The following is a 259-nucleotide window of genomic DNA, read 5'->3' as shown; positions in this document are numbered from 1 at the left end:
CGCGGGAGTGGAGGCCGGCGCCCCCGTCGTGCGGGAACTGGTGCTGGAGGCGCCGCTGCTGGTGCCGGACCACGGTGAGGTACGGCTCCACGTCAGCGTGAGCGGCGCGGCCGAGGACGGTTGCCGGACACTGGTGGTGCGCTCCCGCACCGATGAGGAGTGGACCGTACACGCCCGGGGCGTCCTGGCTTCGGAGGCCGTGGACGCGCCCGTTCTTCCGCCTGTGGTTTGGCCGCCGGTGGGTGCGGAGCCGGTGGAT

The 259-nt window shown here is 73.7% G+C and carries 1 protein-coding gene; it reads left to right on the top strand.

Annotation, left to right across the window (positions count from 1 at the left end; translation table 11 throughout):
- The coding region (locus H5J33_RS36675) for a polyketide synthase dehydratase domain-containing protein (protein WP_181798985.1) at nucleotides 1–259 on the top strand (259 nt) is incomplete at both ends.

It is taken from the genome of Streptomyces sp. WELS2 (genome assembly GCF_013870595.1).
GTDB lineage: Bacteria > Actinomycetota > Actinomycetes > Streptomycetales > Streptomycetaceae > Streptomyces.
The sequence above is the reverse complement of the archived record's forward strand: the minus strand, read 5'-3'. Positions and strand labels throughout refer to the sequence as shown.